Below are 26,652 nucleotides of genomic sequence, written 5' to 3' on the forward strand. Positions count from 1 at the left end.
TCTCAGGCCGGGTCCTCGTAGTCGCCCCTGATCTGCCGGGGCAGCTCGCAGCCGTCCTCGACCGCGGTGAGGGACACGATCTGGTCGGGGCCGAAGCCCTTCATCGTGTAGTGCCTGGCGAAGAGCTTCCAGCCGCGCTTGGCGAGGGTGCGGTAGGTGACGTCCTTCTCGGCGTGGCTGGAGAGGATCTCCCAGTCGTGCTGCCGCAACCGCATCACCGTCGCGTCGAACGCGCCGGCGGCTCCGGCCGCCGGCGCTTCGCCCATCCAGGGCGCCATGCACTTCTGCCAGTCGCCCTTCGGCAGCCCGGCCGTGGAGGTGTCCCCGTCCGGGAGTCCCCCGGCCCGGGCGAGCGACGCTATCTCCATGGCCGCCGACTCCCTGGTGTAGGGGACGACCGGCACCGGGGAGGCCGTCGGCGCGGTCTCGCCGTCCCCGACGAGGCCGCAGCCCGTCACCGCCATGATTCCGGCCACAGCGGCGGCCGCGGCCGCCGTACCTCTTCTGCGCACTGGTGCTTCCCACCCGGTCGAATCCTGCCCACGGGCGGGCGCCCATGTGACCCCGCCGGAGTCTGGCACGGGCTCTGAGCTGCTGGGAAGCCCTCGCGGCCGGGGGATACGGGCGTCCGCGCGGAGGGGTCGCGGACCGCCCCGGTAGAGTGAGTGATTCGTCATCCTGCCCGTACAGGGGGAAGCCGGTGCGAATCCGGCGCCGGTACTTGCCCGCGCGCCCGGTTCCGCCCGGCAGGGGAAACCCGTTCGAGAGGCCCAGCCCGTCATGTCCGTACGCCGCCGCGCGGCAGCGCTCGCGATCACCGCCGTGCTCTGTGGAGCGGCCGCCCCGGCTGCCCTCGCCGCGCCGAGTCCGACACCCTCCCCCTCGGCGCCCGCCCTCCCGGCCGGCCTGTACGGGACGAAGGACCCGACGTACGACGGGGTGTGGCGCCAGTCGATGGCCTTCCTCGCCCAGCGCGTCGAGCTGGTGACCCCGGCCGTGAAGTCGGTGGACTGGCTCGTGGGCCAGCAGTGCGCGAGCGGGGCCTTCGCCTCGTACCGCGACGCGTCGAAGCCCTGCGACGCGAAGACCGTCGCGGACACCAACGCCACGGCGGCGGCGGTCCAGGCCATGGTCGAGCTGGCCGCGCACCGCGAGGTCGTGGACAACGGCGTCAGCTGGCTGAAATCCGTGCAGAACGACGACGGCGGCTGGGGCTACAACCCGGGCAGCCCGAGCGACGCCAACTCCACCGCCGTGGTGACGGGCGCACTGGCCAGGGCGGGCGTGCCGCTGGCCGAGCTCACCAAGGGCGGCGGGAAGACGCCGTACACCGCGCTCCAGTCCTTCGCGCTGCCCTGCGGGGGCGAGGACGGCGGGGCGTTCGCCTACCAGCCCGACAAGAACGGCAGGCTCACGGCCAACGCGGACGCCACGGCGGCCGCGGTGATCGGCGCGATGGGCAAGGGCATGGCCGCGGGCAACTCCAACGCGGTGAAGGCCCCCGTCTGCACCGCGGGCAACAGCCTGACGCCGGAGCAGTCCGCGCAGAACGGCGCCCACTACCTCGCCGGCGCCCTCGCCGCGTCCGGTCATCTGGACCTGCCGCCCATGCCGGGCGCCGAGGACTCCGCTCCGCAGCCGGACTTCGGCAACACGGCGGACGCGGTCGTGGCGCTCGCGGCCTCCGGCCACAAGGACAAGGCCGCCAAGGCGGTCGCCTACCTGGAGAAGAACGCGCAGGGCTGGGCCCGGGAGGGCGGCCCCGCCGCCTCCGCGCAACTGGTGCTGGCCGCCCACGCGACGGGCACCGACGCACGGGACTTCGGCGGCGTCGACCTCGTGAAGCAGCTCAACGCCACGGGTCCGGCTCCCGCCGCCACCGCCGTGCCCTCGCCCACGGCCACCTCGCCCGAGAAGCCCGCGGACACGAGCAGCGACGACGGCGGACTCGGCCTCTGGTGGATCATCGGCATCGGGCTCGCCTTCGGCGCGGGCATCGGATTCCTGCTGAGCGGCCGCCGGAAGAACCAGCAGCTGTGAGGCGCCCGCTGGGTACGGCGGTGCTGCTCCTGCTCGTCGGTGCCGCGCTCGCCGTATTCGGCGCGGGCGGCGCCCAGGCCGCGGGCTACCGCTACTGGTCCTTCTGGGAGGGGGACGGCGGCACGGGCTGGACCTACGCCACGCAGGGCCCCTCCCTCGTCCGCCCGGACGACGGAGCGGTGCAGGGCTTCCGCTTCTCGGTGAGCGAGGACTCCCAGGACTCGGCCCGGCCGCGCCGTGCCCCGGACTTCGCGAGGGTCTGCGCGGACACCCCGGCGAAGGACGGCCGCAAGCGGGTCGCCGTGGTCATCGACCCGGGGACCCCGGCGGACGCCCCGGCCGGTGAGACTCCGCCCGCCCCGCGCGCCGCGTGCGCTCAGGTGGCACCGGACGCGAGCACCGCGGAGGCGCTGGCCTCCGTGGCGAAGCCCCTGCGCTACGACAGCGCCGCGATGCTCTGCGCGATATCCGGCTATCCGCGGTCGGGCTGCGGTGAGCAGGTGGCGGACGACGGCCCGGACGCGGCGGCGGACGCGACCACGGGTGCGGCCGAGCCGTCCGCCGAGGCCGCGGGCACCGCCTCTTCCGGTGACGGCGACGGCGGACCGTCGGCGGGAGTGCTCACCGGTGCGGCCGCGGTGCTCGTCCTGGGCCTCGCCGCAGCGCTCCGGACCCGCCGCCGCCGATGACCCGCCCCACCGCCCCCGCCCGGCTCCGCCATGCCCTGAGCGCCCCGGACGCCACCCGGGGCAACGCGACACCGGCGGGAGCCTGGTGGCTGTGGGCGCTGGGGCTGGCGACCGCCGCGTCCCGCACCTCCAATCCGCTGCTGCTCGGTCTGCTGGTGGGCGTCGCGGGCTATGTCGTGGCCGCGCGCCGCACGGACGCGCCCTGGGCCCGCTCGTACGGGGCGTTCGTCCGGCTCGGGCTGTTCGTGGTCGCGGTGCGGCTGGTCTTCTCCGTCGTCCTCGGCTCCCCGGTGCCCGGCACGCACCCGCTGTTCACGCTGCCCGAGGTACCGCTGCCCGGCTGGGCGCAGGGGGTCAGGCTCGGCGGGCGGGTCACCGCCGAACAGCTGGTCTTCGCGCTGTACGACGGGGCGAAGCTGGCCACCCTGCTGATCTGCGTCGGCGCGGCGAACGCGCTGGCCAATCCGGCGCGGCTGCTGAAGTCGCTGCCGGGCGCCCTGTACGAGGTGGGGGTCGCCGTCGTCGTGGCGATGACCTTCGCCCCGAACATGGTCGCCGACGTGGCACGGCTGCGGACGGCCCGCCGGCTGCGCGGCCGTCCCACCGGCGGCATCGGGGCGGTGCTCCAGATCGGCCTTCCGGTGCTGGAGGGCGCGCTGGAGCGGTCGGTGGCCGTGGCGGCGTCGATGGACGCGCGGGGCTACGGCCGCACCGCCCAGGTCCCGCCCGGCGTGCGGCGCACCACGCATGTGCTCACCCTCGGCGGGCTGCTGGGGGTGTGCGCGGGGACCTACGGCCTGCTGGCCGCTCAGGGCGCGGTGTACGGGCTGCCGCTGCTGCTGGCCGGGCTGGCCGCGGCGATGGCCGGGCTCAGGCTCGGGGGGCGCCGCTCGGTCCGCACCCGCTACCGGCCCGACCGCTGGGACGTGCGGGCCTGGTTCGTCGCCGGGTCCGGCGTGGCCGTGGCCGCCGCGATGATCCGGGCGGGCGCCACAACCCCGGGCGCCCTGCACCCCGGTGTCGTACCGCTGACGGCTCCCGTGCTTCCGCTGTGGCCCGCCGCAGCCGTCCTGATCGGGCTGCTGCCCGCCGTCGTGGCGCCGCTGCCCCCTTCTCCCCCGGCTTCCAAGGAGAGCGCGTGATCCGGTTCGAGCAGGTCTCGGTGCGGTACGAGGATTCCGCGCAGCCCACCCTGTCCGGGGTCGACCTCACGGTGCCCGAGGGCGAACTCGTGCTGGTCGTCGGGCCGTCCGGGGTCGGGAAGTCGACCCTGCTGGGCGCGGTGTCCGGTCTCGTGCCGCACTTCACGGGCGGGGTGCTGACCGGGCGGGTCACGGTCGGCGGCCGTGACACCCGCACCCACAAGCCGCGCGAACTCGCCGATCTCGTCGGCACGGTGGGCCAGGACCCGCTCGCCCACTTCGTCACCGACACCGTCGAGGACGAGCTGGCGTACGGCATGGAGTCGCTCGGTCTCGCCCCGGACGTCATGCGGCGGCGCGTCGAGGAGACGCTGGACCTGCTGGGGCTGGCCGACCTGCGCGACCGGCCGATCGCCACGCTCTCCGGGGGCCAGCGCCAGCGCGTCGCGATCGGCTCGGTCCTCACCCCGCACCCCCGCGTGCTGGTCCTCGACGAGCCGACGTCCGCCCTCGACCCGGCGGCGGCCGAGGACGTCCTCGCGGTGCTCCAGCGGTTGGTGCACGACCTGGGCACGACGGTGCTGATGGCCGAACACCGGCTGGAGCGTGTCGTGCAGTACGCCGACCAGGTCCTCCTGCTGCCCTCGCCGGGTGCCGCACCGCTGATGGGGCCTCCGGCGGAGATCATGGCGCTCTCGCCGGTCAGGCCTCCGGTGGTGGCCCTGGGGCGGCTGATGGGCTGGGACCCGCTGCCGCTGTCGGTGCGCGATGCGCGGCGCAGGGCGGCGGACCTGCGCGAGCGGCTGTCCGGCGTCGAACCGCCGTCGCCGCCCGGGCCGGTGGCCTCAGCCGTCGTCCCGCTGCCCTCACCCGCCCCCGCCCGCCCCGGGTTCCTGGACCGTCTGCTCGGCCGTCGCCCGCCCGACGCGCAGGCGGGTCCCCCTCCCGGCGCTCCCGTCACCCTGACCGAGGGACTCGGGGTCCGGCGCGGGCGGGTCCAGGCGCTGCGGGGGGTGACGCTGTCCTTCGCACCGGGCGAGACCGTGGCCCTGATGGGCCGCAACGGCGCCGGGAAGTCCACCCTGCTGACCACGCTCGTCGGGATGACCGAGCCCACCACGGGTTCGGTGCTCGTCGGCGGTGTGCGGCCGTCGCGTACCCCTCCCCGCGACATGGTGCGCCGGGTCGGACTCGTCCCGCAGGAGCCACGCGACCTGCTGTACGCGGATACGGTCGCCGCCGAATGCGCGGCGGCGGACTCCGACGCGGGCGCGCCGGGCGGCACCTGCCGCGCGCTGGTCTCCGAGCTGCTGCCCGGTGTACGGGACGACGTCCATCCCCGTGACCTCTCCGAGGGGCAGCGGCTGGCGCTGGCCCTCGCGCTGGTGCTGACCGCCCGGCCCCCGCTGCTCCTGCTGGACGAGCCGACGCGCGGCCTCGACTACGCGGCGAAGGCCCGGCTGGTCGGGGTGCTGCGCCGGCTGGCCGCCGGGGGCCATGCCATCGTGCTGGCCACCCATGACGTGGAGCTGGCCGCCGATCTGGCGCACCGCGTCGTGATCCTTGCGGACGGCGAGGTCGTGGCGGACGGCCCGACCCGTCAGGTCGTGGTCTCCTCCCCGGCGTTCGCCCCGCAGACCGCGAAGATCCTGGCGCCCCGGGCGTGGCTGACCGTGGCCCAGGTGCGTGCCGCGCTGGACGGTCCGTCGTGAGTGCCCGGTCCGCGCGCGCGGTGCGGCTGGGACCCCGGGCCGTCGCCGCGCTCGTACTGGTCGGCGCGGTCGGCCTGGTCGCGTTCGGCTGGCCCCTGCTGGCCGGTGCGGATTCGGGTCTGGCCCATGCCGAGGACGCGCCGTGGCTGTTCGCCGCGCTCCTCGTGCTGCTGGTCGGTGTGGTCGTCGCGACGATCGCCGACTCCGGCCTGGACGCCAAGGCCGTCGCGATGCTGGGGGTCCTCGCCGCCGTCGGCGCGGCGCTGCGCCCGCTGGGCGCCGGGACGGCCGGCCTGGAGCCGATGTTCTTCCTGATGGTGCTGAGCGGGCGGGTGCTGGGCCCGGGCTTCGGCTTCGTGCTCGGCTCGGTGACGATGTTCGCCTCGGCGCTGCTGACGGGCGGGGTCGGCCCGTGGATGCCGTTCCAGATGCTGTCCATGGGCTGGTTCACGATGGGCGCGGGCCTGCTGCCGGGCCCGGACCGGCTGCGCGGCCGGGCTGAGCCTCTGATGCTGGCGGCGTACGGCTTCGTGGCGGCGTTCGCCTACGGCACGGTGATGAACCTGTACGGCTGGACGATCCTGCGGGGGCTCGCTCCGGGGATCTCCTTCGTCGCGGGCGACCCGCTGCGCGAGAACCTGGTCCGCTTCCTCGCGTACTGCACCGCGACCTCGCTCGGCTGGGACCTGGGCCGGGCCGCGCTCACCGTCGCGCTGACCCTCTCCGTCGGTCCCACGCTCCTGCGGGCCCTGCGCCGGGCCACCCGCCGGGCGGCATTCGACGCCAGGGCCGTGTTCGAGGAGCCCGGGACGGACGCGAACGGTGCCGGGCGCATTCACGCCGGTTCGTAGACCGCTTGCAGGGCGGCCTCAGGAGGCGTGCGTGAGGCGTACCTCTTCGACCCCGAGGAGGCCGAGGAGAGGGACTTTGCCGATGGTCTGCTCCGGGTCGACCGTGAGGCCGGTGCGGCGTACGTGGTCCAGCAGGAGTTCGGCGAGGGGATGGACCATGTGCCGGCCCCAGCAGCGTTCGGAGGCGTGACCGAAGGGGAGGTACCCAGGCGTGTTGTCGGGGTCCAGGTCGTTCCAGCGTTCGGGGCGGAAGCTCTCGGGGTCGTCCCAGAGGGCGGGGTCGCGGTGGGACAGCAGCGGCAGTACGAGTACGTCGTCGCGGGGGCCGATGCGGTCGTCGATGGCGGGGTACTCGGGCGAGGCGTTGCGCAGGACGTTCCAGGACGGCGGCAGAAGGCGCAGGGATTCCAGGATGATGTTCCGGTTCGGCGTCGCGTCGTCGAACGGGGCGCCGAGCCAGAGGGCGTTGGCGACGAGGGTGGAGACGGTGAAGCACACCGGCGCTGCGGCTCTGCGGTAGATGCCCATGGCATACCGGCGTTCCTGGTAGCCGGTGGCCTGGGCCGCGCGGGCGGCGAGGCCGGTGAGACCGTCGTCGCCGGGCCGGGGCCAGCCGGGCAGCGCAGCGCCGACGGCGATCACCGACCAGGTGAGCTTGGGGGTCAGTTCCAGGTAGCGGCTCATGAGCATGCGCAGCCGGTAGGGGTCACGGCCCAGGATGAGGTCGCGCAGGAAAGTGTGTCCGGTCAGCGGCCAGGGGCCCGACAGGTCCACGTCCGTGGGCAGCGGGCCCGCGAGGGCCTGGCGCACGTCGCCGCCGATGGTGCGGGTCACCGAGGACGCCTCGGTGCGGGTGATGGAGCGCCCGTGGAGCGGTTTGAAGGTCGGCCGTTCCGTCTCCGTGGCCCGGCGTGCCGCCAGTACGCGGTCGGTGATCTCGGGGCCGGCGACACCGATGGTGTCCGGCTCCAGCCGGAAGACGTCCTGGCCGAGGTGATTGCTGATGAGTGCGGCCAGCCGCGGGGCGAACACGGTGGTGCGCGTGCGCGTGGCGGACGACGACGGCATGGATTCTCCGGTGCGGTCAGCGACGAGGTCGGTCGGGGCGGAACGGGGCGGGGAGGAGAGTCGGCGGCAGCGCCGTCCGGTGGGCCGCCGAGGGCACACCGGACAACGATGTCACCGCATGCGGCGGCCGGATCAGTACCAGATGTACCAGGCGCTGGCCTTCAGGCTCTGACCGGCCGCGATCTTGTTGCGAATGGAGAAGAGAAGCTTCATCGGTGCACCTCCGTGTGGGGTGGACGGTCGCACGTGACCGCGCCTGCCGGAGCCGGTGTTGATCACGCGCTGTGGACGGAGGGAAGCTTCCCCGATCCGATAACCGGATAGTCGTCGCCGCTGACGGAAGTTTTCCCCGCGTCGATTCCCGGCCTGTCGGCAACTGACGGGTAACGAGGGCACCGCCCTCTCGGGCCGAAGTGGGGATGCGGGCTCGATCACCCTTCCCTGCTGGCCGGACACACGAAGAGGACTGTGCGCAGCCCCGTGACCGATGCCGCGCAGGATGATCTCCGCATCGTTCCCTCCGCGTACGACGGTCAACGATTGACTGAAATCGCGCACGGCCCCCTGGGGCGCATCGCCCCGTTGAGCCGGCGGCGATCAGGAGACCGAGCGCGTCGGTGACGAGGTGTCGACCTCAGGCTGACCCGGACCGGCGGCACGTCGCACCGGCCCGCGCATGACCTGAGGGGCTGTCCGGCCCGACGGCCGGACAGCCCCTCGGCGAGGCCTTCATCCGCTTTCTGCTTTCTACGCTTTGCTGCCCGCGGGTTCGGCGCGTTCGGGGGCCGGTGGTCCGGCGGCGGAGGCGGGCTCACGGCGCGGGGGGTCTCCCGCCTCCGCACCGGATCGCAGCAGCCGCGGCCCGCACAGGACGTAGGTCAGGCCGAATCCGGCGGCCACCACGGCCGCACCGCCGACCGCGTCCAGCACCCAGTGGTTGCCCGTGGCCACGATCGTGGAGACCGTGAACAGCGGGTGCAGCATGCCCAGGACCTTCATCCAGGCCTTGGGGGCGAGGAGGAGGATCACCACACCGCACCAGAGCGACCATCCGAAGTGCAGGGACGGCATCGCCGCGTACTGGTTGGTCACCGTGGTCAGCGCCCCGAAGTCGGGGCTGTCCAGGTCCTGCACGCCGTGCACCGTGTCGATGAAGCCCAGGCCCGGCATCAGGCGCGGCGGGGCCAGCGGATAGAGCCAGAAGCCGAACAGGGCGAGGATCGTCGCGAAGCCGATCGAGCTGCGGACCCAGCGGTAGTCCGAGGGTCGCCGCACGTACAGCACCCCGAGGATCGTGAGCGGCACGATGAAGTGGAAGGTCGAGTAGTAGTAGTCGAAGAAGTCACGCAGCCACGGGACACCGACGACCGTGTGGTTGGCCCAGTGCTCGATGTCGATGTGCAGCCACCGCTCGGCGGCGTGGATCTGCCGCCCGTGCTCCTCCGCGGTCGGCCGTCCGGCGGTCGCGGCCAGCCTGACCTTCGCGTAGGCCGAGTAGACGACCCTGATGAGCAGCAGTTCCAGCAGCAGGTTGGGCCTGCTGAGCACCCGGCGCCAGAACGGCAGCAGGGGCACCCACGCGAAGCGCGGCTCCACCGGCCGGGCGTGGTCCGTGGGGACCGGGCGCGCCCAGTAAGGGGAGGTCCGGGACAGGAACGGCGCCGCGCAGGCCGCGCCGAGCGCCGCGATGAGCAGCACGTTGTCGCGTACGGGCAGGAGCACACCGACGTTCGGCAGCAGCATCTTCCCGGGCAGGGTGAGCACGAGCACCACCACGGCCGGCCAGACGAGCCGGTCGGAGGCGCGCGTGCCGACGCGGCCCACGACGGCGAGCAGCACCCAGAGCAGCTGGTGCTGCCAGGCGGTCGGCGACACGGCCACGGCGACGCAGCCGGTGACGGCGACGGCCAGGAGCAGCTGCCCGTCCCGGGCGTAGCGCACGGCGCGGCGCAGCCCGAGGAAGGTGACGGCGGCGGCCAGGGCCAGGAACAGGGCGATCTCCAGCGGCCCCTGGAGGCCGAAGCGGAGAAGGGCGCCGTGCAGGGACTGGTTGGCGAGGCTGTCGGGCCGCTCGCCCAGCCCGGCACCCGCGAGGTGGTGCACCCAGTACGTCCACGAGTCCCGCGGCATGACCGCCCAGGCCAGCGCTGTACAGGCGGCGAAGGTGGCGCCCCCGGTGGCGGCGGCCCGGCGTCTTCCGGTCAGCCAGAACAGCGCGGCGAAGAGCAGGACGGCCGGCTGGAAGGCAGCCGCGATCCCGGCCAGCACGCCCGGAAGCCGCTCGCCGCGTGCGACGAAGCAGGCGAGCAGCACCAGCAGGACGGGCAGGATGCTGGTCTGACCGAGGAACAGGGTGTTGCGGACGGGCAGCGACACCATGAGCAGCGTGATCGCGAGGGGGGCCGCGAGGAACGCGGTGCGACGGCCCAGCGGGGCGGGCAGCGCGCGGGCGGCGACGAATCCCAGGGCCACGACGAGCAGCAGCGACCCGAAGGTCCAGACGACACCGAGGGCCTCCTCGGCGGAGGCCGTCAGCGGCTTCAGCACCAGCCCGGCGAAGGGGGTCCCGGTGAACCGGCCGGGGTCGTAGAGGGAACCGGCCATGTGCAGGACCCCGGTCGCACCGGTCCAGGTCTCGAAGTCGGTGAGGCGCTCGCCGGGCTGCCTGCGCAGCACCACCGCGACCTGCCGTGCCGCGAGCACGGCGACCAGGAGCCAGAGGACGGCTCGGGCCGCCGCGGCCCTCGTCCCGGGACCCGCCGCCGCGTCCCCCCGCACACTCTGTTCAGCTTTCGTCACGCTGCGCCGGTCCTCCCAGTTCGTGCACTGTCCCCTCGGCCCGGGTATGTGCGGATGAAGCCTCGCATTGCCCTATGAGGTAGACACAATCAACCCCCTCTTCGCCTGACTGTCACTACGAATGTGCCGAAAGAATGCGGGGACGCGGCCCGTGGGGCTCCTCGCACGCCACCCGGACCGGCTCCCGGCCCGCACCTCTGTGCGCAGGGTGACCCAGGACGTCCGCCGCACCGCGCGTGCCCTCGGGCGCCGGCGGCCCCTCGGGCGTAAATGGTTCGTCATCCCCCGGCGCCACGCCGAGAATGCCCTCATGACCTGGACCGTGGCCCCCGAACACGTCGCCGGTCCCGAAGCGCTCCTGCTGCGCCGGGACTACTACGACGAGGTGGCGAGCCGCTACTGGGGCCGCCCGGCCACCGGTGCGGAGATCGACGAGGGCCTGACGGACGACGGCGCCGAACTGCTCGCGCCGCCGGCCGGGGAGTTCCTGGTGGGCCGGTACGACGGCAGGCCGGCGAGCTGCGCGGGTCTGCGCCCGGCCGGCCACGGCGTCGCCGAGCTGACCCGGGTGTACGTGCGCCCCGGGTTCCGCTCCACGGGCGGCGGCGGGCTGCTGCTCGCGGGCATCGAGAGCGCGGCACGGGCGCTGGGGGTGCGGCGGATCAGGCTCGACACGCGCGACGACCTGGTCGAGGCCCGCGGGCTGTACGCGAAGCACGGCTACCGCGAGGTCCCGGCGTTCAACCAGGGCCCGTACGCGGACCACTGGTTCGCCAAGGACCTGTGAGGGCGGGGGCCCTCCCCGCGGGCGTCCCGCGGAACGGACGGCCGCCGCTCCCTCGGCGGTGGGAGGTCAGCCGGCCCAGTGGTCGCGGCGCGGCTCGGGCATGTGCGGCCGTTCCTTGCTCGACCCGCTCACCTCGGCCGTCAGCTCCGACACCAGGTGGACCAGGTCGGTGGGCCGGTCGGGACCCCACCAGTCGCCCAGCAGTTCGGCGAGCGACTCCTCGCGGGCGTGCGACAGCTTCACCACCGCCTCGGCGCCCGGCTCGGTGAGGACCAGCTGCATGCCCTCACGCCGGGCCAGACCGCGCTCCTCGACCTGTCGGGCGGCGGAGGTGATGACCCGTAGCGGCACGGGGGCGATGGTGGCGAGCAGGGCGGGCTCGACGGTGCCGTGCCGCTTGATGCGGAGCAGGAGCCAGCTCGCGGCGGGCTGCAGGTCGTATCCGGCCCGGGCGGTGATCTTCTCGTAGATCTCCCGGCGCCCCTCACGGCTCGCGAGCACCGACAGGGCGCGAGCGCACTCGTCGTAGGAGGAACGCTCCACCGGGTTCGTGGCCAGGGTCTCGCTCGCGTCGGGCGCGGTCACCGAGCCCCGCAGCGGTTCCTCCTTGACGAACCAGGCCAGGACGAACGCGACCAGGACGATGGGGGCGGCGTAGAGGAACACGTCGGTGATCGAGGTCGAGTACGCACCGAGGACGGAAAGGCGCAGGTCCTCGGGGAGCCGGCCGATGGCCCGCGGGTCGGCGGAGAGCGACTCGACGTCGACACCGGCCGGGAGCGAGCGGCCCCTGAGCGCCTCTTCCAGCTGGCCGGTCAGCCCGTTCGCGAAGATGGTGCCGAAGATGGCCACGCCGAACGACCCGCCGATCGACCGGAAGAACGTCACCCCGGACGTGGCGACGCCGAGGTCCTCGTAGGTGACGGCGTTCTGCACGACCAGCACCAGCACCTGGATGACCATGCCGAGCCCCGCTCCGAAGACGAAGAAGCACAGGCTCGTCGCCCATGTGGAGCTGGTCTCGGACAGTCGGCCGAGCAGCAGCAGGCCGACCGCGGCGACCGCGGTCCCGGCGATCGGGAAGACCTTCCACCGCCCCGTACGGCTGACGATCTGGCCGGAGACGGTCGAGGTCAGCAACAGGCCGAGGACCATCGGCAGCAGATGGACACCGGACAGGGTCGGGCTGATGCCGTGCACGATCTGGAGGAACGTCGGGAGGTAGGCGAGCGCGCCGAACATGGCGAAGCCGACGACCAGACTGATCGCGGCGACGATCGTGAAGGTCCTGATCCGGAACAGCTTGAGCGGCAGCACGGGTTCGGCCGCCCGGCGCTCCACCGCGACGAACGCGACGACGAGCACCACGGACAGGACGGCGAGGCCGATGACCTGCCCGGAGCCCCAGGCCCACGTGGTGCCGCCGAGTGAGGCGACGAGGACCAGCGAGGTGGCGGCCGAGGCGATCAGCAGCGTGCCCAGGTAGTCGATGGTGTGCTTGGTGCGCCGCACGGGGATGTGCAGGCTCACCGCGATGACCACGAGTGCGACGACACCGATCGGCAGGTTGATGTAGAAGACCCAGCGCCAGCTGAGGTGTTCGGTGAAGAAGCCGCCGAGCAGCGGGCCGAGGACGCTGGTCACGCCGAACACCGCACCGAAGAGGCCCTGGTACTTGCCCCGTTCGCGCGGCGCGACGATGTCGCCGACGATCGCCGTCGACAGCACGATCAGCCCTCCGCCGCCGAGTCCCTGCAGCGCGCGGAAGCCGATCAGCTGCGGCAGGTTCCCGGCCACCCCGCAGAGGGCGGAACCGATGAGGAAGATGACGATGGCCGTCAGGAACAGCTTCTTGCGTCCGTACTGGTCGCCGAGCTTGCCCCAGAGCGGTGTCGCGGCCGTGGCCGCCAGGATGTACGCGGTGACGACCCAGGAGAGGTGCTCCAGGCCGCCCAGCTCGCTGACGATCGTCGGCAGGGCGGTGGAGACGATGGTCTGATCGAGTGCGGCGAGCAGCAGACCGAGGAGCAGGGCACCGATGGACACCAGGACGTTCCGCCGCGACCGCCCCTCACCCGGTGCGAGGGGCGGCGGGTTCATCTGCTGGGCCATGGACGTCTCCTCGGGTCCGCTTCACCCCATCCTGGCCGCAACATGCCGTTATGGCCTGCCGAGCAGCGGTGCGGCCGTTTGGCTTCTCCGTGGCGACCTGCATAATCGCAGGCAGTTCAAAGGGGAGGGGAACCCACGATGGCCGGACATATGTGCCCGGAGTGCGGCGGCGAGCAGGGTGCGAGACCCGGGGCGGGGTGCGCCTGCGGTGACCGCGTGGCGTCCGGGGAGGCCGGGCGGGCCGCCCGCTCGGCGGAGACGGCGGCGGCCGAGGACTTCGACCCGCTGCGGATCCGGCCGTACGTGACGCTGAACAGCGACGACACGCACACCCACGACGACGCGGACACGGCGGCGTTGCCGGTGCTCCCGGAGGAGGCGCCCGCCCCGGCCCCGCCGCCCGGCCCGCTGCCCGACGCCGTGGTCGCGGACGCGACCCGCAGGCGCAGTGCGGCCGCCTACGCGGGCGACGGCCCCGATCCCGTGCAGCCGCGCCGCCGACGGCCGTTCGCCGTGGTCGCGGTCGGTGCGGCCGTGGCCGCCGTGGTGGGCACGGCCGCCTTCGCGGGCGGCCTGTTCGACGACCGCGGCGGTGAGGACGCGGCCCTGCCCGAGGTCACGGCGGAGGTCCAGGACGCATCGGAGGCACCGGCGGTGTCCGTGTCGGAGTCTCCGTCGGCCTCACCCTCGGCCACGGCGTCCCGCTCCGCGTCCGCGTCCGCGTCGCCCTCGGCGTCCCCCACCCCGTCACAGAGCCCGTCCGCGTCCCGGTCCGCCGCCGCGCCGACGACGGCCCCGCCCCCCTCGGCGTCCGCGACGCCGGCCCCCACCACGGCCTCGGCGGCGCCGCCGGCCCAGGCGCCGGACAGCACACTGCGGCGCGGCGACAGCGGCGCGGAGGTCGCGGAACTCCAGCGACGCCTGCAGGAGATCTGGGTCTACCGGGGGCCGGACGACGCCCGGTACTCGGACCGCGTGGAGCAGGCCGTCGCGGAGTTCCAGCGGTGGACGTCGGTCCGGAGCGACCCCTCGGGTGTCTACGGTCCGGAGACCCGCCGGGCCCTGGAGTCACGGACGACCGGCGAGGGACGCCACTGACGGGGACGCCGGGAGCCCGGGACGCCCTTCCGCGGCGCCCGGGGCTCCGGATTGGCGTTTCCGGCCCCGTTTTTGTATCGTGGAGAAACAAAGTAGCCTCCGCCCGTTTCCCCTGACCGGCGGGCGGGGCTACTTGTTTCTTCACCCACAGCAGCGAGCTGTCCCCCCGCGCCCTGGAGCACACCGATGCCCGCCACCGTCCTCGAAGCCCGTGCCCTCCTGTTGGACATGGACGGCACCCTCGTGAACTCCGACGCGGTGGTCGAGCGCTGCTGGCGCCGCTGGGCCCTCGCGCAGGGACTCGACCCCGTGGCGGCCCTCAAGGTGGTGCACGGCCGCCAGGGCTACGCCACCATGGCCGCCCTGCTGCCGGACCGGCCGATGGAGCAGAACTACGCCGAGAACCGGATCATGCTCGCCGAGGAGACCGCCGACACCGAGGGCGTGGTGCCGGTCGCCGGGGCGCCGGCCTTCATGGCGTCCATCGCCGCCCTGCCGCACGCGCTGGTGACCTCGGCCGACGAGGCGCTCGCGCAGGCCAGGATGACGGCCGCCGCCCTGCCGATGCCCGCCACCCGGGTGACCGCGGAGCTGGTCGGCGCCAGCAAGCCGGACCCCGAGGGCTTCCTGAAGGGCGCGGCCGAACTGGGCTTCGCCCCGGCGGACTGCGTCGTCTTCGAGGACTCCGAGGCGGGCATCACCGCGGGCCGTGCGGCCGGCATGCGCGTCGTGGGCATCGGCCCCCGCGCGGCGGCCCTCTCCCCCGACGCCCACGTGGACGACCTGACGCAGCTCCGGGTGGAAGCGGGCGCGGACGGGACGATCCTGCTGCGCTTCGACGCCCGCTGATCCGGGGCGGGTCCCGCCCCGCCGATCCGGGGCGGGTCCCGCCCACCCCACGGTCACGGCTCCCTCACCGAATCACCGGTGACCGCCCCCGGCAGGGCGCGGTCACCGGTGATTCGCCGTTCCGCCGCGGTCGCGGCGACGGCGAACACCAGTGCCGGGAAACCCCGCGGGCACTCCGGGAGTGAACCGCCCGGCCGATGAGCAGGAATACGCCGTCGGGCAGCACGACGGCCCACGCCCCTCCCGCCGTTGAACTGTCCGTCCGTCAGTCCTTTTGTCCGAACAGACTTCGGACGGGACGTCAGAACGATCGTCCTGCCTCTTGATGTGACGTGCGCATGTCGCCACTCTGTTACCTGGCGACCACCCCACCGAAACCCGGCGCCGCCACGATGGCCTGGCTCCACAGGTCGCCCGCCAAGGTTCCCCCACATCAAGGGAGTTCGCATGTCCGGTATCTACGCGCGTCGCAGCTACGGCCGCCGCATAGCCGTCGTCGTCGCCTCGGCCGCGCTCGCCGCCTCGTCCGGGCTCCTCAACGCCCCGGCCGCACAGGCCGCGATGCCCACCCCGGTCAGCGCCTCGACCGCCCGCACCTACCTGAGCCAGCTCACGGTCTCCGCCGAGGGCTCCTCCTCCGGCTACAGCCGCGACAAGTTCCCGCACTGGATCACCCAGTCCGGAGCCTGCGACACCCGCGAAGTCGTCCTCAAGCGGGACGGCACCGGCGTCGTCCAGAGCTCCACCTGTGCCGCGACGAGCGGCAGTTGGTACTCGGAGTACGACGGCGCCACCTGGACCGCCGCCTCCGACCTGGACATCGACCACATGGTTCCGCTCGCCGAGGCCTGGCGGTCCGGGGCCAGCGGCTGGACCACCGCCCAGCGCCAGTCCTTCGCCAACGACCTGACCCGGCCTCAGCTGATCGCCGTCACCGACAACGTCAACCAGTCCAAGAGCGACCAGGACCCCGGCGAGTGGCTGCCGTCGCGCACGGCGTACCGCTGCACCTACGCGCGCGCCTGGGTGCACGTGAAGCACTACTACGGCCTGAGTGTCGACTCCACCGAGAAGAGCGCGCTGCAGTCCGTGCTGAACGGCTGCTGACCCTCCCCGCCCCGCCCCCGCCGGGGCGGCCGGGTGCCGCCCTCCTCCGTCGTTCCGTACCCTTCGGAGCCATCGGTCACGGCGACGCGAGGAGGGCACACATGAGCGGGCTGCGCCTGGGACCACTGCTGCGGTACGTCGACTGGGAGACGGGCTCACGGGCCACGGTCTGGGTCGAGGCGACCAGGCCCTGCACGGCGGAGGTCCGCTGCGCGGACGGGGCGGCGGGCACCTCGGCCACCTTCGCCGTTCAGGGGCACCACTACGCCCTGGTCGTGGTGGACGGTCTGACACCCGGCTCGACGACGTCCTACGAGGTGCTGCTCGACGGGCGCCGCGTCTGGCCGCCCGAGGACTCCGGCTTCCCGCCGAGCACCATCAGCACCCCCGCCGTGCCCCAGCCGGAGGAGGCCGGCCCGCTGCGGGTCGCGTTCGGCTCCTGCCGCTGGGCCGCTCCTCCCGCCGACGGCCACGACCCGGTCGGCCCCGACGCACTGGACACCCTGGCCGCCCACCTCGCCGCCGACCCCGGGGCGACCCGCCCCGACGTCCTCCTGCTGCTCGGGGACCAGGTGTACGCGGACGAGACGTCGCAGGCCATCCAGCGGCGCATCGCCGCACGCCGCGACCTGGAGGAGGCGCCGGGCGCGGAGGTCGCGGACTACGAGGAGTACACCCACCTCTACGACGAGTCCTGGCGCGACCCGGAGGTGCGCTGGCTGCTCTCCACGGTCCCCAGTTGCATGATCTTCGACGACCACGACGTCGTGGACGACTGGAACACCAGCGCCGCCTGGGTCCGGGACATGCGCGCCACCCCCTGGTGGCACGAGCGGATCGTCAGCGGGCTCATGTCGTACTGGGTCTACCAGCACCTCGGCAACCTCTCGCCCGAGGCGCTGGAGGCCGACCCGGTCTACGCGGCCGTGCGCGCGGTTCCCGACGGCACCGAGACCCTGCGCGAGCACGCGGCGGCGTCCGACGCCGACCCCGCCGGGACCCGGTGGAGCTACCGGCGCGCCTTCGGCCGAACGCGGCTGATCATGGTGGACACACGGGCGGCCCGGGTCCTCGAAGAGCAGGACCGGTCGATGCTCCGCGACGAGGAGGCCCGCTGGCTGCGCGCGGAGCTGCTCGACCGCCCGGACGCCTGCGACCACCTCCTGATCGGCACCTCGCTGCCGTGGCTGCTGCCGCCCCTGATCCACGACGCGGAGACCTGGAACGCCGCGCTGTGCCGGGGCGAGCGGGGCGGACGCTGGGCGCGCCTCGGGGAGAAGGTGCGCCGCGCCTGCGACCTGGAGCACTGGGCTGCCTTCCCTGAGTCCTTCCGCCGGCTGTCGGACCTGCTGCGGGAAGCGGGCACGGGATCCGCGGCCCCCGCGACGGTCTGTGTGCTCTCGGGCGACGTGCACCACGCGTACGTCGCGGAGCCCCGGTGGCCCGCCTCCACCCCGGGCGGCACCCCCGCCGCGCACGTCCTGCAGCTGACCTGCTCCCCCGTCCACAACTCCGTCCCGGCGTCGATCCGCCTCGGGTTCCGCTTCGGCTGGAGCCGGGCGGGACGGTGGCTCGGGCGGGCGCTCGCGGCCCACGGACGCACGGGGGCCCCGCCGATGCCCTGGCGCAGGACGGGCGGCCCGTGGTTCGGCAATCAGCTGATGACCCTTAGCCTGCATGGCCGGAAAGCGACTCTGACATTGGTCCAGGCCACCTCCGGTCCCGCCGGAGCCCAACTGGAGACCGTCTTGGAGCGCCCTCTCACCCCGGATGAGTGACAGCTACTTTCAGCCGAACGACCGAATGTTGAACTTGTAAGCACTAATGAGGCATTCCTAACCTGATGGCCCCGCTCGGTTCACGTCCCCAGACCGAAGGAGCCCGTCACCATGTCCGTACGCCTCAGCCAGGCCCAGCCCTACGCACTCGGCCTCTTCCGCGCAGTCATCGGATTCCTCTTCGCCTGCCACGGTGCCGCCGCCCTCTTCGGGATCCTCGGTGGCGCCATGGGCGGCGGCACCGTCCCCGCCGGCACCTGGCCCGGCTGGTACGCCGCCGTCATACAGCTCGTCGGCGGCACCCTGGTCGCACTCGGCCTCGGCACCCGTGCCGCCGCGCTCATCGCCTCCGGCTCGATGGCGTACGCCTACTTCAGGGTCCACCAGCCCGAGTCGCTGTTCCCCCTGCAGAACGGCGGCGAGGCCTCGGCGGTCTTCTGCTGGGCCTTCCTGCTGATCGTCTTCACCGGCCCCGGCGCCGTCGCCCTGGACCGGCTCTTCTCCACGCGGGCCGACGCCGTCCGGCTCAGCGGATCCCGGGCCGAGCAGGCCAGGCCCGTATCGGTCTGAACTCCCGCACCGCGTGTGCCCCGGACCCTCCCACCGAGAGTCCGGGGCACACGCGGTGCGGGGGGCCGGACGGCCCGCGCACCGGCACCCGCCGGAAATCACGTGACCTGCACAACATCATCCGCACATGGGCGAATGCCTGGTGAACCACAGGCGTACGCTGTACAGCTGAGCCTGCCGCTCCTGCCGCTCCCCTGCGACGTCGCGCGGCGTTGACACGGAGAACCGGGAACGGGGAGTAGAAGTGCTGGAGAGTGCGGGCGCGCTGACGGGCAGCCCATGGATCTACGTGGTGGTCGCCCTCTCGGTACTCCTGGACGTCTTCCTGCCCGTCCTCCCCAGCGGTGTGCTCGTGATCAGCGCCGCCACGGCCGCCGCCGCGAGCACCACGACGGTCACCGCGGCCGCGGGCGGAGCCACCCGGCACGTCCCGTCGCTCCTGGTCCTGACCCTCTGCGCGGCCACCGCCTCGGTGCTCGGTGACCTCGTCGCCTACCGGCTGGCCTGGCGCGGCGGAGACCGGCTCGAACGTGCCATCGCCCGCTCCCGCCGCCTCACCGCCGCGCAGGAGCGCCTCGGCACCGCCCTGAGCCGGGGCGGAGGGGCCCTCGTCGTCATCGCGCGCTTCGCACCGGCCGGCCGCTCCGTGGTCTCCCTGGGCGCGGGCGCGGCCCATCGCAAGGTGAAGGAGTTCCTGCCCTGGTCGGCCGTGGCGGGCGTCGCCTGGGCGGTGTACAGCGTCGGCCTCGGCTACTTCGGCGGCCAGTGGCTCGGCGCGGGCTGGCTCGGCACGGCCGTGTCCGTCCTCGCCCTGTTCGTCGCGGGCGCGCTCGCGGCCGTCGTGATCCGCCGCCCCCGGGACAGCGCCCTCACCTCGACGGGCGCCGCGGCCGGGACCTGAGAGCGAGGGCGCCCACGGTCAGACCCGCGCCGCGCCCCTCACCTCCAGTCCGTCCATCAGCCGCCGGGTCGCCTCGGCGATCTCCTCGACGGCTCGGTCGAAGACCTCCTGGTTGTGCGCCGCGGGCGCACGGAAGCCCGAGACCTTGCGCACGTACTGCAGGGCGGCGGCTCTCATCTCCTCCTCAGTGGCCTCTTCGGGGATGGCGGGCGGTCGAAGCGTCTTGATACTGCGGCACATGTCTCCAGTGTGCTGCGCGTCACTGACATTGGTGGTCGTAAGCGGTTCCGGGGCACGCGAGCCCGGCATCATCCGGACGAGGGGCGAGCCTCGGCCCGCAGCCGTTCGACCGGCGGGATCACGTAGCTCCCGTCGAGGACGGCCCGCTCGGGGAGGTAGAGGCGCATCACCGGACGGAAGGCGCCGGCCGGCACGGGAAGCCAGTTCGCCGCCCCGGCGGCCTCCGCGGGCCGCCGAGCCGACAGACGCAGGGTCAGCGAGCCGTCCTCGCCGTACACGAGCCCCGGGGTCCGGCTCCCGACCGCGTGGCGCTCCTCGGGGTCCGGGGCCAGGTGGCCGCCGGGGCCGTCGTACACCGTCACCGACCAGAACGCCCGGACGGGCGGCGGCTTCACGAGGCGGAGCGTGTAACTGTGCGCCCCGTCGAACGGCCGCCCCCGGGAATCGTGCGGCGTGTGCGCGTCGACGGCCTCGTATCCGTGGGACGGCTGCCCCGGCCACCGCGCGGCCACGGCCCTGAGCAGGTACGAGGCCTCCCGGTCGGGCACCTGCCACTCGGGCGGACCGACCGTGCCGACGCCGAAGTGGTCCAGGTTGTAGTCGCGCAGGTGCGGTTCCGTGTGCCAGGAGCCCTGCGGGCCGCCCGCCTCCGCCGACCGCAGGGCCTCCTCCACGCGCGACCGGCCGAGCGCGAGCCCCCGCGTCAGCGCGCGCACGAGACCGGGCGAGGCCGAGGTGTAGGGCGAGACTCCCTCCTCCAGGAGGCCGAGCGGCTGGAAGCGGTCCTGGTACGCGCGATCGGCCGCGGCCGGCGGGAAGTCCGCCATCCACACCCTGAGCTCCTCGAAGAAGCGCAGTTCGTCGGGCACCCCGGACTCCGCCGAGGGGAGCCCGGTCCGGTGGGCGCGGTCTCCCAGGTGCGTGAGGGTGAGCTCCTGCTGGAGAGAACGGATCCGCGCCATGTCGTCGTGGCCGTCACAGGCGAGACCGCCGACGACGGACACGACGGACGTGGGGGCGTCGATCACCCCGGACAGCCCGTCGGGCACGGTTCCGGCCCACCCGGGCGGCACGACCAGCCAGTCGCCCTCCCCCGCCCCGGTGGCCCGGGAGCCCAGGTAGGCGAAGACGTTGCTCCAGGCGTCCACGAACCGCAGGACGAAGTACGCGCCACCGGTGTCCGGCACGTGGAGCCGTACCGGTCCGCCGGACAGGTCGAGCTGCGCGAGGGAGTCGACGAGGTCGACGGGCACGAACGGCGCGTGGGTGCCGGGTGCGGCCGGCCCGTCGGCGTGGGCGAAGGCGTTGAAGGGCGTGGGCGCGGGTACCGCGCTGCTCCCCTGGAGACAGGCCCGGACCTTCCACAGCCGGTGGACCAGCGGCGCCCCGTAGACATACGCGTCCGCGGCCAGGGCCGTCCTGCCCTCCGTCGTCGCATACGTCTCACGGGTCACGTCAGTAGGCCTCCTTCGGACGGTCCGGGCCGTGCGTGCGGTCCGTGCACAGCGCCCAGATCACGAACGCGTCGATCGCGATCGAGACGATCGCCCACACCGGCTGGTAGGGCAGCCAGATGAAGTTGGCGATGATGTTCAGCGCGGCGAGACCGACACCCGCCCCACGGGCCCAGGCGGCGCCCTTCAGGATGCCCAGGCCGACGATCACGAGGATCACGCCGAGGACCAGGTGGATCCATCCCCAGGACGTCACGTTGAAGGCGAACGTGTAGTTGTTGACGACCGCGTACACGTCGTCCGTGGCGATGCCCGCGATGCCCTTGAAGACGGACAGGAGACCGTCGACGAGCAGCAGGACTCCGGCGAACATCGTCCCGCCGGCTGCCCACGCGCCCCCTCCGGAGCCGGTGGGCCGGGAGTTTCCGGGGGTGGGAGCTGACTGAGCCATGAATCCTCCACTCGGCAGGCGAACAGCCCGGCGCGTCGGCGGGCAGGACCGACCCTGTGCGAAGGACGCCCCCACGACGAGCCGGAAGCACCCGTTCGGGTGACGCGGTCCCCTCGCTCACGGGGCCACGTGCCGGTGTGCCCCGCGACGGTCCACGGAGTCACCCCCAGGCGTCCGGTCGGCCCTGTCCGCCCGCTGCGTCGCGCCGTCCGGCCCCTCCCGTCCGCCTGTCTCCATGCGGTTCACCTCCAGGTGTCGAGGTCTCCGCCCCGCCACTCGATCAACTCCGGCTGGTCGAGGTCGATGTCACCGTCGCCCGGGGCGAATCCCGCCTGCCTCAGCAGGGAGGCGACCTCTCCGCGCCCGTGTGCCAGCCCGACGATCCGGCCGTGCACCGTGACGCGCCGCCCTCCTGTCGACGAGGGCGGATAGACGATCACGGGCCGGTGTCCGGACATGCCTCCACGGTCCCCCGTGCCCCGCCCGCGCGCATCCCGGACCGATCGCACGCGAGCGAGAGGTCTCCGGAAGCCGCACCGGACGCGGAACCCCTCTGCTGTACTGCTGGCGGCGTCGGTACGGACGGAGCGAGGGTGGCGAGGACATAAGTACGAGCAGCCGTGGAGTGCTGGCGGTCGTGGGTGCGGCGACCGACGGCGTCGAGATGCTGCGGACCGGCCTGGTCGAGCCGGCCGTGGCCCTCGGCTGGACCGTGGCCGTGACCCTGACCCCGAACGCCGGGCGCTGGCTGCGGGCGAACGGCGAGGTGGACCGACTGGAGCGGCTGACCGGCCAGCCGGTGCGCGACACGCCGCGCCTCCCGTCCGAGCCCCGCCCCCACCCGGTCGCCGACTGCTTCGCCGTCGCCCCGGCCAGCGCCAACTTCGTCGCCAAGCTCGCGACGGGCATCGCGGACAACCAGGCCCTGACGCAGGTGGGCGAGGCACTGGGCACCATCGGCGTACCCGTCGTGCTCTTCCCCCGGGTGAACGCCGCACACGTGCGGCACCCCGCCTGGGAGGGACACCTGGCGGCGCTGCGGACGGCGGGCGTCGACGTCGTGCAGGGCGCCGGCGTCTGGCCCCTGCACGAGCCGCGCGAGGGGCCGGCGGTGCGTGAGCTCCCCTGGGCCGCCGTGCTGGACGCCGTCACGCGGCTGACGGCCGGCCCCGCCCGGTAACCGCGGGGGACGCGCGCCGCCGGGATTCCGGGCGCACGGGTCCGGGGACGAGTCCGGTCGCGACCGTGGGCTGTCCGGCCGCCGCTGAGGATGTCCCGTGATCTCACGCCGGGGACGACGGGGCAGCCCTTAGGCTCGCGCTCATGGGTACCGCCATAGCCACCATGGTCACCGCCGTCGTCGGGGTGCTGGGCACGCTCTCCGCACCGCTGGTGACGACGTGGGTGACGAGACGTCAGCGGGCGTCGGAGAGCCGGGCCGAGGAGGCAAGGCGCCGCTTCGAGGACCGGCGCGCCGCGTACACCGCGATGAACCGGGCGTCCCGCAACTTCCACACCATGCTGAAGGACGCCCTTCACCGCCTGCGTGACGGTGTCTACACCGACGACGAACGCACGCGGGTCGAGGAGGCCAGGCGCGACTACCGGGACCGTTACGCCGAGGCGCAGATGATCGTGCCCGAAGCCGTGCTGGCGGCCTCCCGTGACGTGAACGTCGTCCTGGCCGCCGTCGACGCCGCCGCCAAGCGCATCGACCGCGGCCTCGCCGGTGACGGCGAGAGCGCGGAGCGGGCACTCCACGACCTGAAGGCCGCCGAGCCCGCGCTGACGGCGATGCGCCGGATCATGCGCGAGGACCTGGGAGTTGCCGACTGACGACACGCAAGACGGCGCCCCGGCGGCTGTGCACGGTGCCGCCCCCGGGCCGTCGTACTCGCGTGAGGCCGTCGTACTGGCGTCGGACCGTCGTACTCGGGTGGAGCTGAGTACGTGCGCCCTGTTCCGCGGGGCGCCGGGCCGGGACGCTGTGGCCATGTCAACAAGAACCCCGAAGACGACTTTCCACCCGCTGCCGGCCCTGGTGCTCGCGGTGCTCGCCGTGGCCGCGTGGGCCGCCTGGCTGGGCTGGGACCAGCACCGCGACGTCCATCCGGACGGCTCCACTACGGGCCCGTACGAGGCGTGGCAGGTGATCGGACTGGTGCTGACCCTGCTGGTGGCGGTGTACTGGACGGCCGCCCGGGGCCACGTACTGGCAGCCGTGACCGGGATCAGCGCCGGTCTGACCGCGTCCGCCGCCTACGACTGGTCGGACGACTCCAGCGGCCTCTTCGTCGTCGGAGTGACCCTGGTCCTGATCGGGAGCCTCGCCGTGACCACAGCCGTCTCCTTCGCGGTCGCGGCCCTGCACGGGCGCCTCGGCGACCGCAGGCGCGGCGGCGGACGGACCGGAGCCTGACGGCACGCCCCGACACCGGGTCCTGCCAGTCGGCCGACCGCCCGGGCCCTGCGCTGCGCGTGGAATCGGCCCGGCTCCGAACCCAACGGCCTTGGTTGGGCCCGTCTTTGGGCCCACGGGCCCATCTGGTAATCGCCCGGGTGTCCTAGTCTCGGCGCGGGGGGTGGGGCGGGTATGTCCTTCTATGTTGGTGCCGCCGGTACGGGCGGAGCGGTACGCCGCACCATGCCGCAGCAACTCGTGGTCGCACGCTGGCTCGTGTTCGTCCTGTTCGGGGCCACGATCGTGGGCGGCGTCGGACTGCTGCTGACCGCGGCCCAGGTGGACGCGCTGGGCGGCCTGGTGCTCGGCACCCTGCTGTACGCGGCGGCGCCCGGCGTCATCGGGTGGGTGCTGGCGCGCCGGGCCTGGACGGGTGGCGACTGGATCCGCCGAGGGCTGGTCGCCGTACAGGTGTGGCTCGTCCTCGGGGCGCTCGCCAACGTGCGGGACGGCTCGCTGCAGGGCCTCACCCAGCTCCTGCTGCCCGTCGTGATCCTGGTCTTCCTGTGCACGAAGGACACGCGGGAGTGGTTCCGGTCGGCACCGTCCGAACGCGAGGAGCAACCGCCGTTCTCGCTCCCCCACATGATCACCTGGCGGCGCGACCGGGGTCAGTCGGCGGTGGAGTACACCGGCCTGGTCGTCGTGGTCGCCGCGATCATCGCGGCCCTGGTGCTCAGCGGCGTCGGCGCGCAGATCTCCGGCAGGCTTCAGGAGGCGATCTGCTCCCTGGTCGGCCAGTCCTGCCCGGCGGGCGGCGGCAGCACGACCCAGGCGGGCGAGAAGACCGACGAGGGCACGGGGGGCTCCACGGGCGGCAGCACCGGGGGCGGTTCCGGGGGCACTACGGGCGGCAGCACCGGAGGCTCCACCGGTGGCGGGGAGACCGGCGGCACCCAGGGCGGGCCCGGTGACGGCCCGCCCGGCTCCGAGGACGACGAGGCCGGCGACCCGACCGATCCGTACGAGCCCATCGGCGACGGTGCCGAGAAGGACGACGAGGGCGAGAGCGGCGACGGCGACAAGAAGGACGAGTGCTCCGGGTTCTGGGGCTGCACGGCCGACCAGCTGGGCCAGGTCGGCGAGGGCATATTCGTCGACGGCGTATGGGGTGACCTCACGGACACCTGGGACACGATCATCCACCCGATCGACAGCATCACGGGATTCGCGGACTACGGCAAAGTGCTCGGCGACACGTGGAGCGAGGGCACCAAGGACGCCGGCGACAAGTGGGACAAGGGCGATTACTGGGACGCCCTGACCGACTGGGGCGGGAGCGGTGTCGACGTCGTGGTGAAACCGCTGGACGACATGTTCATCGGCGACGACGTACGGGAGTCCTGGAACAGGGGCGAGGAGACCCAGGCCGTCAGCAACGTCGTCTGGAACGTCGGCTCGCTGTTCATCCCCGGCTACGGCGAGGCGAAGGCCGCCGCCAAGCTCGGCAAGCTGGGCCGCCTGGGCAAGATCGCGGGAGCGATCACCGAGGCCGTCGACAAGGCGAAGGACGTGACCAGGCGCGCCCGCAAGGCCGCGGACGCGGGTGACGTCAAGGGCGCGCGGGACGCCGCCGACGAGGCCCAGGACATCGCCGACGACGCGAAGAGGAAGGTCGAGGAGGCGGGCGAGTGCAAGCTCGCCGCCTTCGGTGGCGCACGTCTCGTACCGTACGGCGGCGGGACACCCCGGCCCCTGGGCGGCCCGGGCGGCGGCACCCTCGTCCTCGCGGCGGCGCCCGGGACGGTCCGTGTGGGCTTCGTCGCCGAGAACGGGACGGAGCCCTGCACGGGCGCCGAGGCGGACGACGCCCGCGAGGCGCAGAAGGAGGCGGACGACGCCGACAGGGCGGCCACGCCGCCGAACTCGGCGACGTGGCCGCACGGCTCAAGCAGACGATCCTGGATGCGCGCGACAAGCAGAAGACGCCCAAGTCGGACCGCCTCACGCTCAACGAGAAGGGCATCGACAACCTGGTCGCCAAGGCCAAGGACGATCCCGACTACAGCAAGGGCGAGTTCAGCAAGCAGGAGCTGGCCGCCGCGCTGAAGGACCTCGACGGCATGCTCAACAACAAGAACATCGACACCCAGACGCGCGGATCGCTGGCGTCCGAGGTGCTCAAGGCCGGCGACCGCCACAAGCTCGCCGAGTCGATGGCCGAGGTACGGGCCGCCCAGCGAGCGGTCTCCGAGGCGGCCGACGGCACCAAGGTGTACGGCGCGGTCGGCGCCAAGAAGGGCCGGCAGTCCGTCGACATGGGCGACGGCACGACGGTCGACGTCAGCGGGGTGGACGACGTGGACGTCCTCTACAAGGGGAAGGACGGCAACGTACACGCCGTGGAGGTGAAGAACACCGCCAACGCGGCGACCAAGTACACCGTCCCCGCCCAGGCGAAGCGGCTGGCCGAATGGGCCAGGCAGGAGGGCAGCACACCGCCCCGGGTCGCGCGCTACGAGATCGAGCAGCAGAAGGACTGGCACAAGATCTTCGACGGCTACCAGACGGACAAGAGGAACAACGTCACCCCGGGAGGCACA

At 73.3% G+C, this 26,652-nt stretch carries 25 protein-coding genes; 16 read left to right on the forward strand and 9 right to left on the reverse strand.

Translation table 11 applies throughout. The features are described 5' to 3' along the window. Positions 1-2 precede the first annotated feature (2 nt). On the reverse strand, positions 3-512 hold the full coding sequence (locus ACFYY2_RS23300) for a hypothetical protein (RefSeq protein WP_388745873.1): 510 nt from the start codon (positions 510-512) through the stop codon (positions 3-5). 268 nt (positions 513-780) lie between these two features. On the opposite strand from ACFYY2_RS23300, the gene ACFYY2_RS23305 reads away from it, so the two are divergent. Genes ACFYY2_RS23305 through ACFYY2_RS23325 form a run of 5 tightly spaced genes read left to right on the forward strand, consistent with a single transcriptional unit; the run spans position 781 to position 6,434 of the window. Next, a complete protein-coding gene (locus ACFYY2_RS23305) occupies positions 781-2,040 on the forward strand; it encodes a prenyltransferase/squalene oxidase repeat-containing protein (RefSeq protein ID WP_388745875.1) in 1,260 nt (419 codons plus the stop codon). Further along, positions 2,037-2,729 carry an SCO2322 family protein gene (locus ACFYY2_RS23310; protein WP_388745878.1) on the forward strand — a complete coding sequence of 231 codons (693 nt, stop codon included), beginning with the start codon at positions 2,037-2,039 and terminating at the stop codon, positions 2,727-2,729. The genes ACFYY2_RS23305 and ACFYY2_RS23310 overlap by 4 nt, the downstream gene beginning before the upstream one ends. Continuing rightward, entirely contained in the window at positions 2,726-3,871 is a 1,146-nt protein-coding gene (locus ACFYY2_RS23315) for an energy-coupling factor transporter transmembrane protein EcfT (RefSeq protein WP_388745880.1), read from the forward strand. Before ACFYY2_RS23310 ends, ACFYY2_RS23315 begins: the two co-directional genes overlap by 4 nt. After that, positions 3,868-5,583, forward strand: a complete 1,716-nt coding sequence (locus ACFYY2_RS23320) for an ABC transporter ATP-binding protein (RefSeq protein WP_388745882.1) — start codon at positions 3,868-3,870, stop codon at positions 5,581-5,583. Before ACFYY2_RS23315 ends, ACFYY2_RS23320 begins: the two co-directional genes overlap by 4 nt. After that, positions 5,580-6,434, forward strand: a complete 855-nt coding sequence (locus ACFYY2_RS23325; RefSeq protein WP_388745884.1) for an ECF transporter S component — start codon at positions 5,580-5,582, stop codon at positions 6,432-6,434. Before ACFYY2_RS23320 ends, ACFYY2_RS23325 begins: the two co-directional genes overlap by 4 nt. An 18-nt stretch (positions 6,435-6,452) precedes the next feature. Here the strand turns inward: ACFYY2_RS23325 and ACFYY2_RS23330 are convergent, their stop codons facing one another. The 3 genes from ACFYY2_RS23330 to ACFYY2_RS23340 form a co-directional block, all read right to left on the reverse strand. Further along, positions 6,453-7,502, reverse strand: a complete 1,050-nt coding sequence (locus ACFYY2_RS23330; protein WP_388745886.1) for a cytochrome P450 — start codon at positions 7,500-7,502, stop codon at positions 6,453-6,455. Positions 7,503-7,634: 132 nt separating this feature from the next. After that, the gene (locus tag ACFYY2_RS23335; RefSeq protein WP_388746070.1) at positions 7,635-7,715 is read right to left on the reverse strand and encodes a tryptorubin family RiPP precursor; all 81 of its coding nucleotides are present in this window, start codon (positions 7,713-7,715) and stop codon (positions 7,635-7,637) included. Between the two features lie 534 nt (positions 7,716-8,249). Continuing rightward, positions 8,250-10,280, reverse strand: coding sequence for a bifunctional glycosyltransferase 87/phosphatase PAP2 family protein (locus tag ACFYY2_RS23340; RefSeq protein WP_388746072.1), 2,031 nt, complete (start codon positions 10,278-10,280; stop codon positions 8,250-8,252). A gap of 331 nt (positions 10,281-10,611) precedes the next feature. Here ACFYY2_RS23340 and ACFYY2_RS23345 point away from each other — a divergent pair, with 331 nt between their 5' ends. Continuing rightward, positions 10,612-11,088: a GNAT family N-acetyltransferase gene (locus ACFYY2_RS23345; RefSeq protein ID WP_388745888.1), complete on the forward strand. Its 477-nt coding sequence runs from the start codon at positions 10,612-10,614 to the stop codon at positions 11,086-11,088. A gap of 66 nt (positions 11,089-11,154) precedes the next feature. Here the strand turns inward: ACFYY2_RS23345 and ACFYY2_RS23350 are convergent, their stop codons facing one another. Then, a complete protein-coding gene (locus ACFYY2_RS23350) occupies positions 11,155-13,200 on the reverse strand; it encodes a DHA2 family efflux MFS transporter permease subunit (protein WP_388745890.1) in 2,046 nt (681 codons plus the stop codon). Positions 13,201-13,338: 138 nt separating this feature from the next. On the opposite strand from ACFYY2_RS23350, the gene ACFYY2_RS23355 reads away from it, so the two are divergent. The 6 genes from ACFYY2_RS23355 to ACFYY2_RS23380 all read left to right on the forward strand — a co-directional run bounded on the left by ACFYY2_RS23355 (position 13,339) and on the right by ACFYY2_RS23380 (position 19,503). Further along, entirely contained in the window at positions 13,339-14,298 is a 960-nt protein-coding gene (locus tag ACFYY2_RS23355) for a peptidoglycan-binding protein (RefSeq protein ID WP_388745892.1), read from the forward strand. A gap of 186 nt (positions 14,299-14,484) precedes the next feature. After that, positions 14,485-15,147 carry an HAD-IA family hydrolase gene (locus ACFYY2_RS23360; RefSeq protein ID WP_388745895.1) on the forward strand — a complete coding sequence of 221 codons (663 nt, stop codon included), beginning with the start codon at positions 14,485-14,487 and terminating at the stop codon, positions 15,145-15,147. Between the two features lie 447 nt (positions 15,148-15,594). Then, positions 15,595-16,254, forward strand: a complete 660-nt coding sequence (locus tag ACFYY2_RS23365) for an HNH endonuclease family protein (protein WP_388745897.1) — start codon at positions 15,595-15,597, stop codon at positions 16,252-16,254. A 101-nt stretch (positions 16,255-16,355) separates the two neighbouring features. Further along, positions 16,356-18,032, forward strand: a complete 1,677-nt coding sequence (locus ACFYY2_RS23370; RefSeq protein WP_388745899.1) for an alkaline phosphatase D family protein — start codon at positions 16,356-16,358, stop codon at positions 18,030-18,032. 111 nt (positions 18,033-18,143) lie between these two features. Continuing rightward, on the forward strand, positions 18,144-18,602 hold the full coding sequence (locus tag ACFYY2_RS23375; protein ID WP_388745901.1) for a DoxX family protein: 459 nt from the start codon (positions 18,144-18,146) through the stop codon (positions 18,600-18,602). A 244-nt stretch (positions 18,603-18,846) separates the two neighbouring features. Beyond that, positions 18,847-19,503, forward strand: coding sequence for a DedA family protein (locus ACFYY2_RS23380; RefSeq protein ID WP_388745903.1), 657 nt, complete (start codon positions 18,847-18,849; stop codon positions 19,501-19,503). 18 nt (positions 19,504-19,521) lie between these two features. Here the strand turns inward: ACFYY2_RS23380 and ACFYY2_RS23385 are convergent, their stop codons facing one another. From ACFYY2_RS23385 to ACFYY2_RS23400, 4 genes are all read right to left on the reverse strand, one after another. Further along, complete coding sequence (locus ACFYY2_RS23385; protein ID WP_388745905.1) at positions 19,522-19,743, reverse strand: DUF2277 domain-containing protein; 222 nt, start codon at positions 19,741-19,743, stop codon at positions 19,522-19,524. Positions 19,744-19,811: 68 nt separating this feature from the next. Next, positions 19,812-21,197: a DUF1254 domain-containing protein gene (locus ACFYY2_RS23390; protein ID WP_388745907.1), complete on the reverse strand. Its 1,386-nt coding sequence runs from the start codon at positions 21,195-21,197 to the stop codon at positions 19,812-19,814. A gap of 1 nt (position 21,198) precedes the next feature. Then, positions 21,199-21,648: a hypothetical protein gene (locus ACFYY2_RS23395; RefSeq protein WP_388745909.1), complete on the reverse strand. Its 450-nt coding sequence runs from the start codon at positions 21,646-21,648 to the stop codon at positions 21,199-21,201. 242 nt (positions 21,649-21,890) lie between these two features. Further along, complete coding sequence (locus ACFYY2_RS23400) at positions 21,891-22,106, reverse strand: hypothetical protein (protein WP_388745911.1); 216 nt, start codon at positions 22,104-22,106, stop codon at positions 21,891-21,893. Between the two features lie 179 nt (positions 22,107-22,285). On the opposite strand from ACFYY2_RS23400, the gene ACFYY2_RS23405 reads away from it, so the two are divergent. The 4 genes from ACFYY2_RS23405 to ACFYY2_RS23420 all read left to right on the forward strand — a co-directional run bounded on the left by ACFYY2_RS23405 (position 22,286) and on the right by ACFYY2_RS23420 (position 26,158). Continuing rightward, positions 22,286-22,828 (forward strand): flavoprotein, encoded by a 543-nt coding sequence (locus ACFYY2_RS23405; protein ID WP_388745913.1) that lies wholly within the window; start codon positions 22,286-22,288, stop codon positions 22,826-22,828. A 143-nt stretch (positions 22,829-22,971) separates the two neighbouring features. Further along, the gene (locus tag ACFYY2_RS23410) at positions 22,972-23,484 is read left to right on the forward strand and encodes a hypothetical protein (protein WP_388745915.1); all 513 of its coding nucleotides are present in this window, start codon (positions 22,972-22,974) and stop codon (positions 23,482-23,484) included. A 157-nt stretch (positions 23,485-23,641) separates the two neighbouring features. Beyond that, a complete protein-coding gene (locus ACFYY2_RS23415) occupies positions 23,642-24,067 on the forward strand; it encodes a hypothetical protein (RefSeq protein ID WP_388745917.1) in 426 nt (141 codons plus the stop codon). Between the two features lie 174 nt (positions 24,068-24,241). Further along, a complete protein-coding gene (locus ACFYY2_RS23420) occupies positions 24,242-26,158 on the forward strand; it encodes a hypothetical protein (RefSeq protein ID WP_388745919.1) in 1,917 nt (638 codons plus the stop codon). Positions 26,159-26,652 lie beyond the last annotated feature (494 nt).

The organism is Streptomyces sp. NPDC001822, assembly GCF_042892135.1.
In the GTDB taxonomy this organism is placed as follows: domain Bacteria; phylum Actinomycetota; class Actinomycetes; order Streptomycetales; family Streptomycetaceae; genus Streptomyces.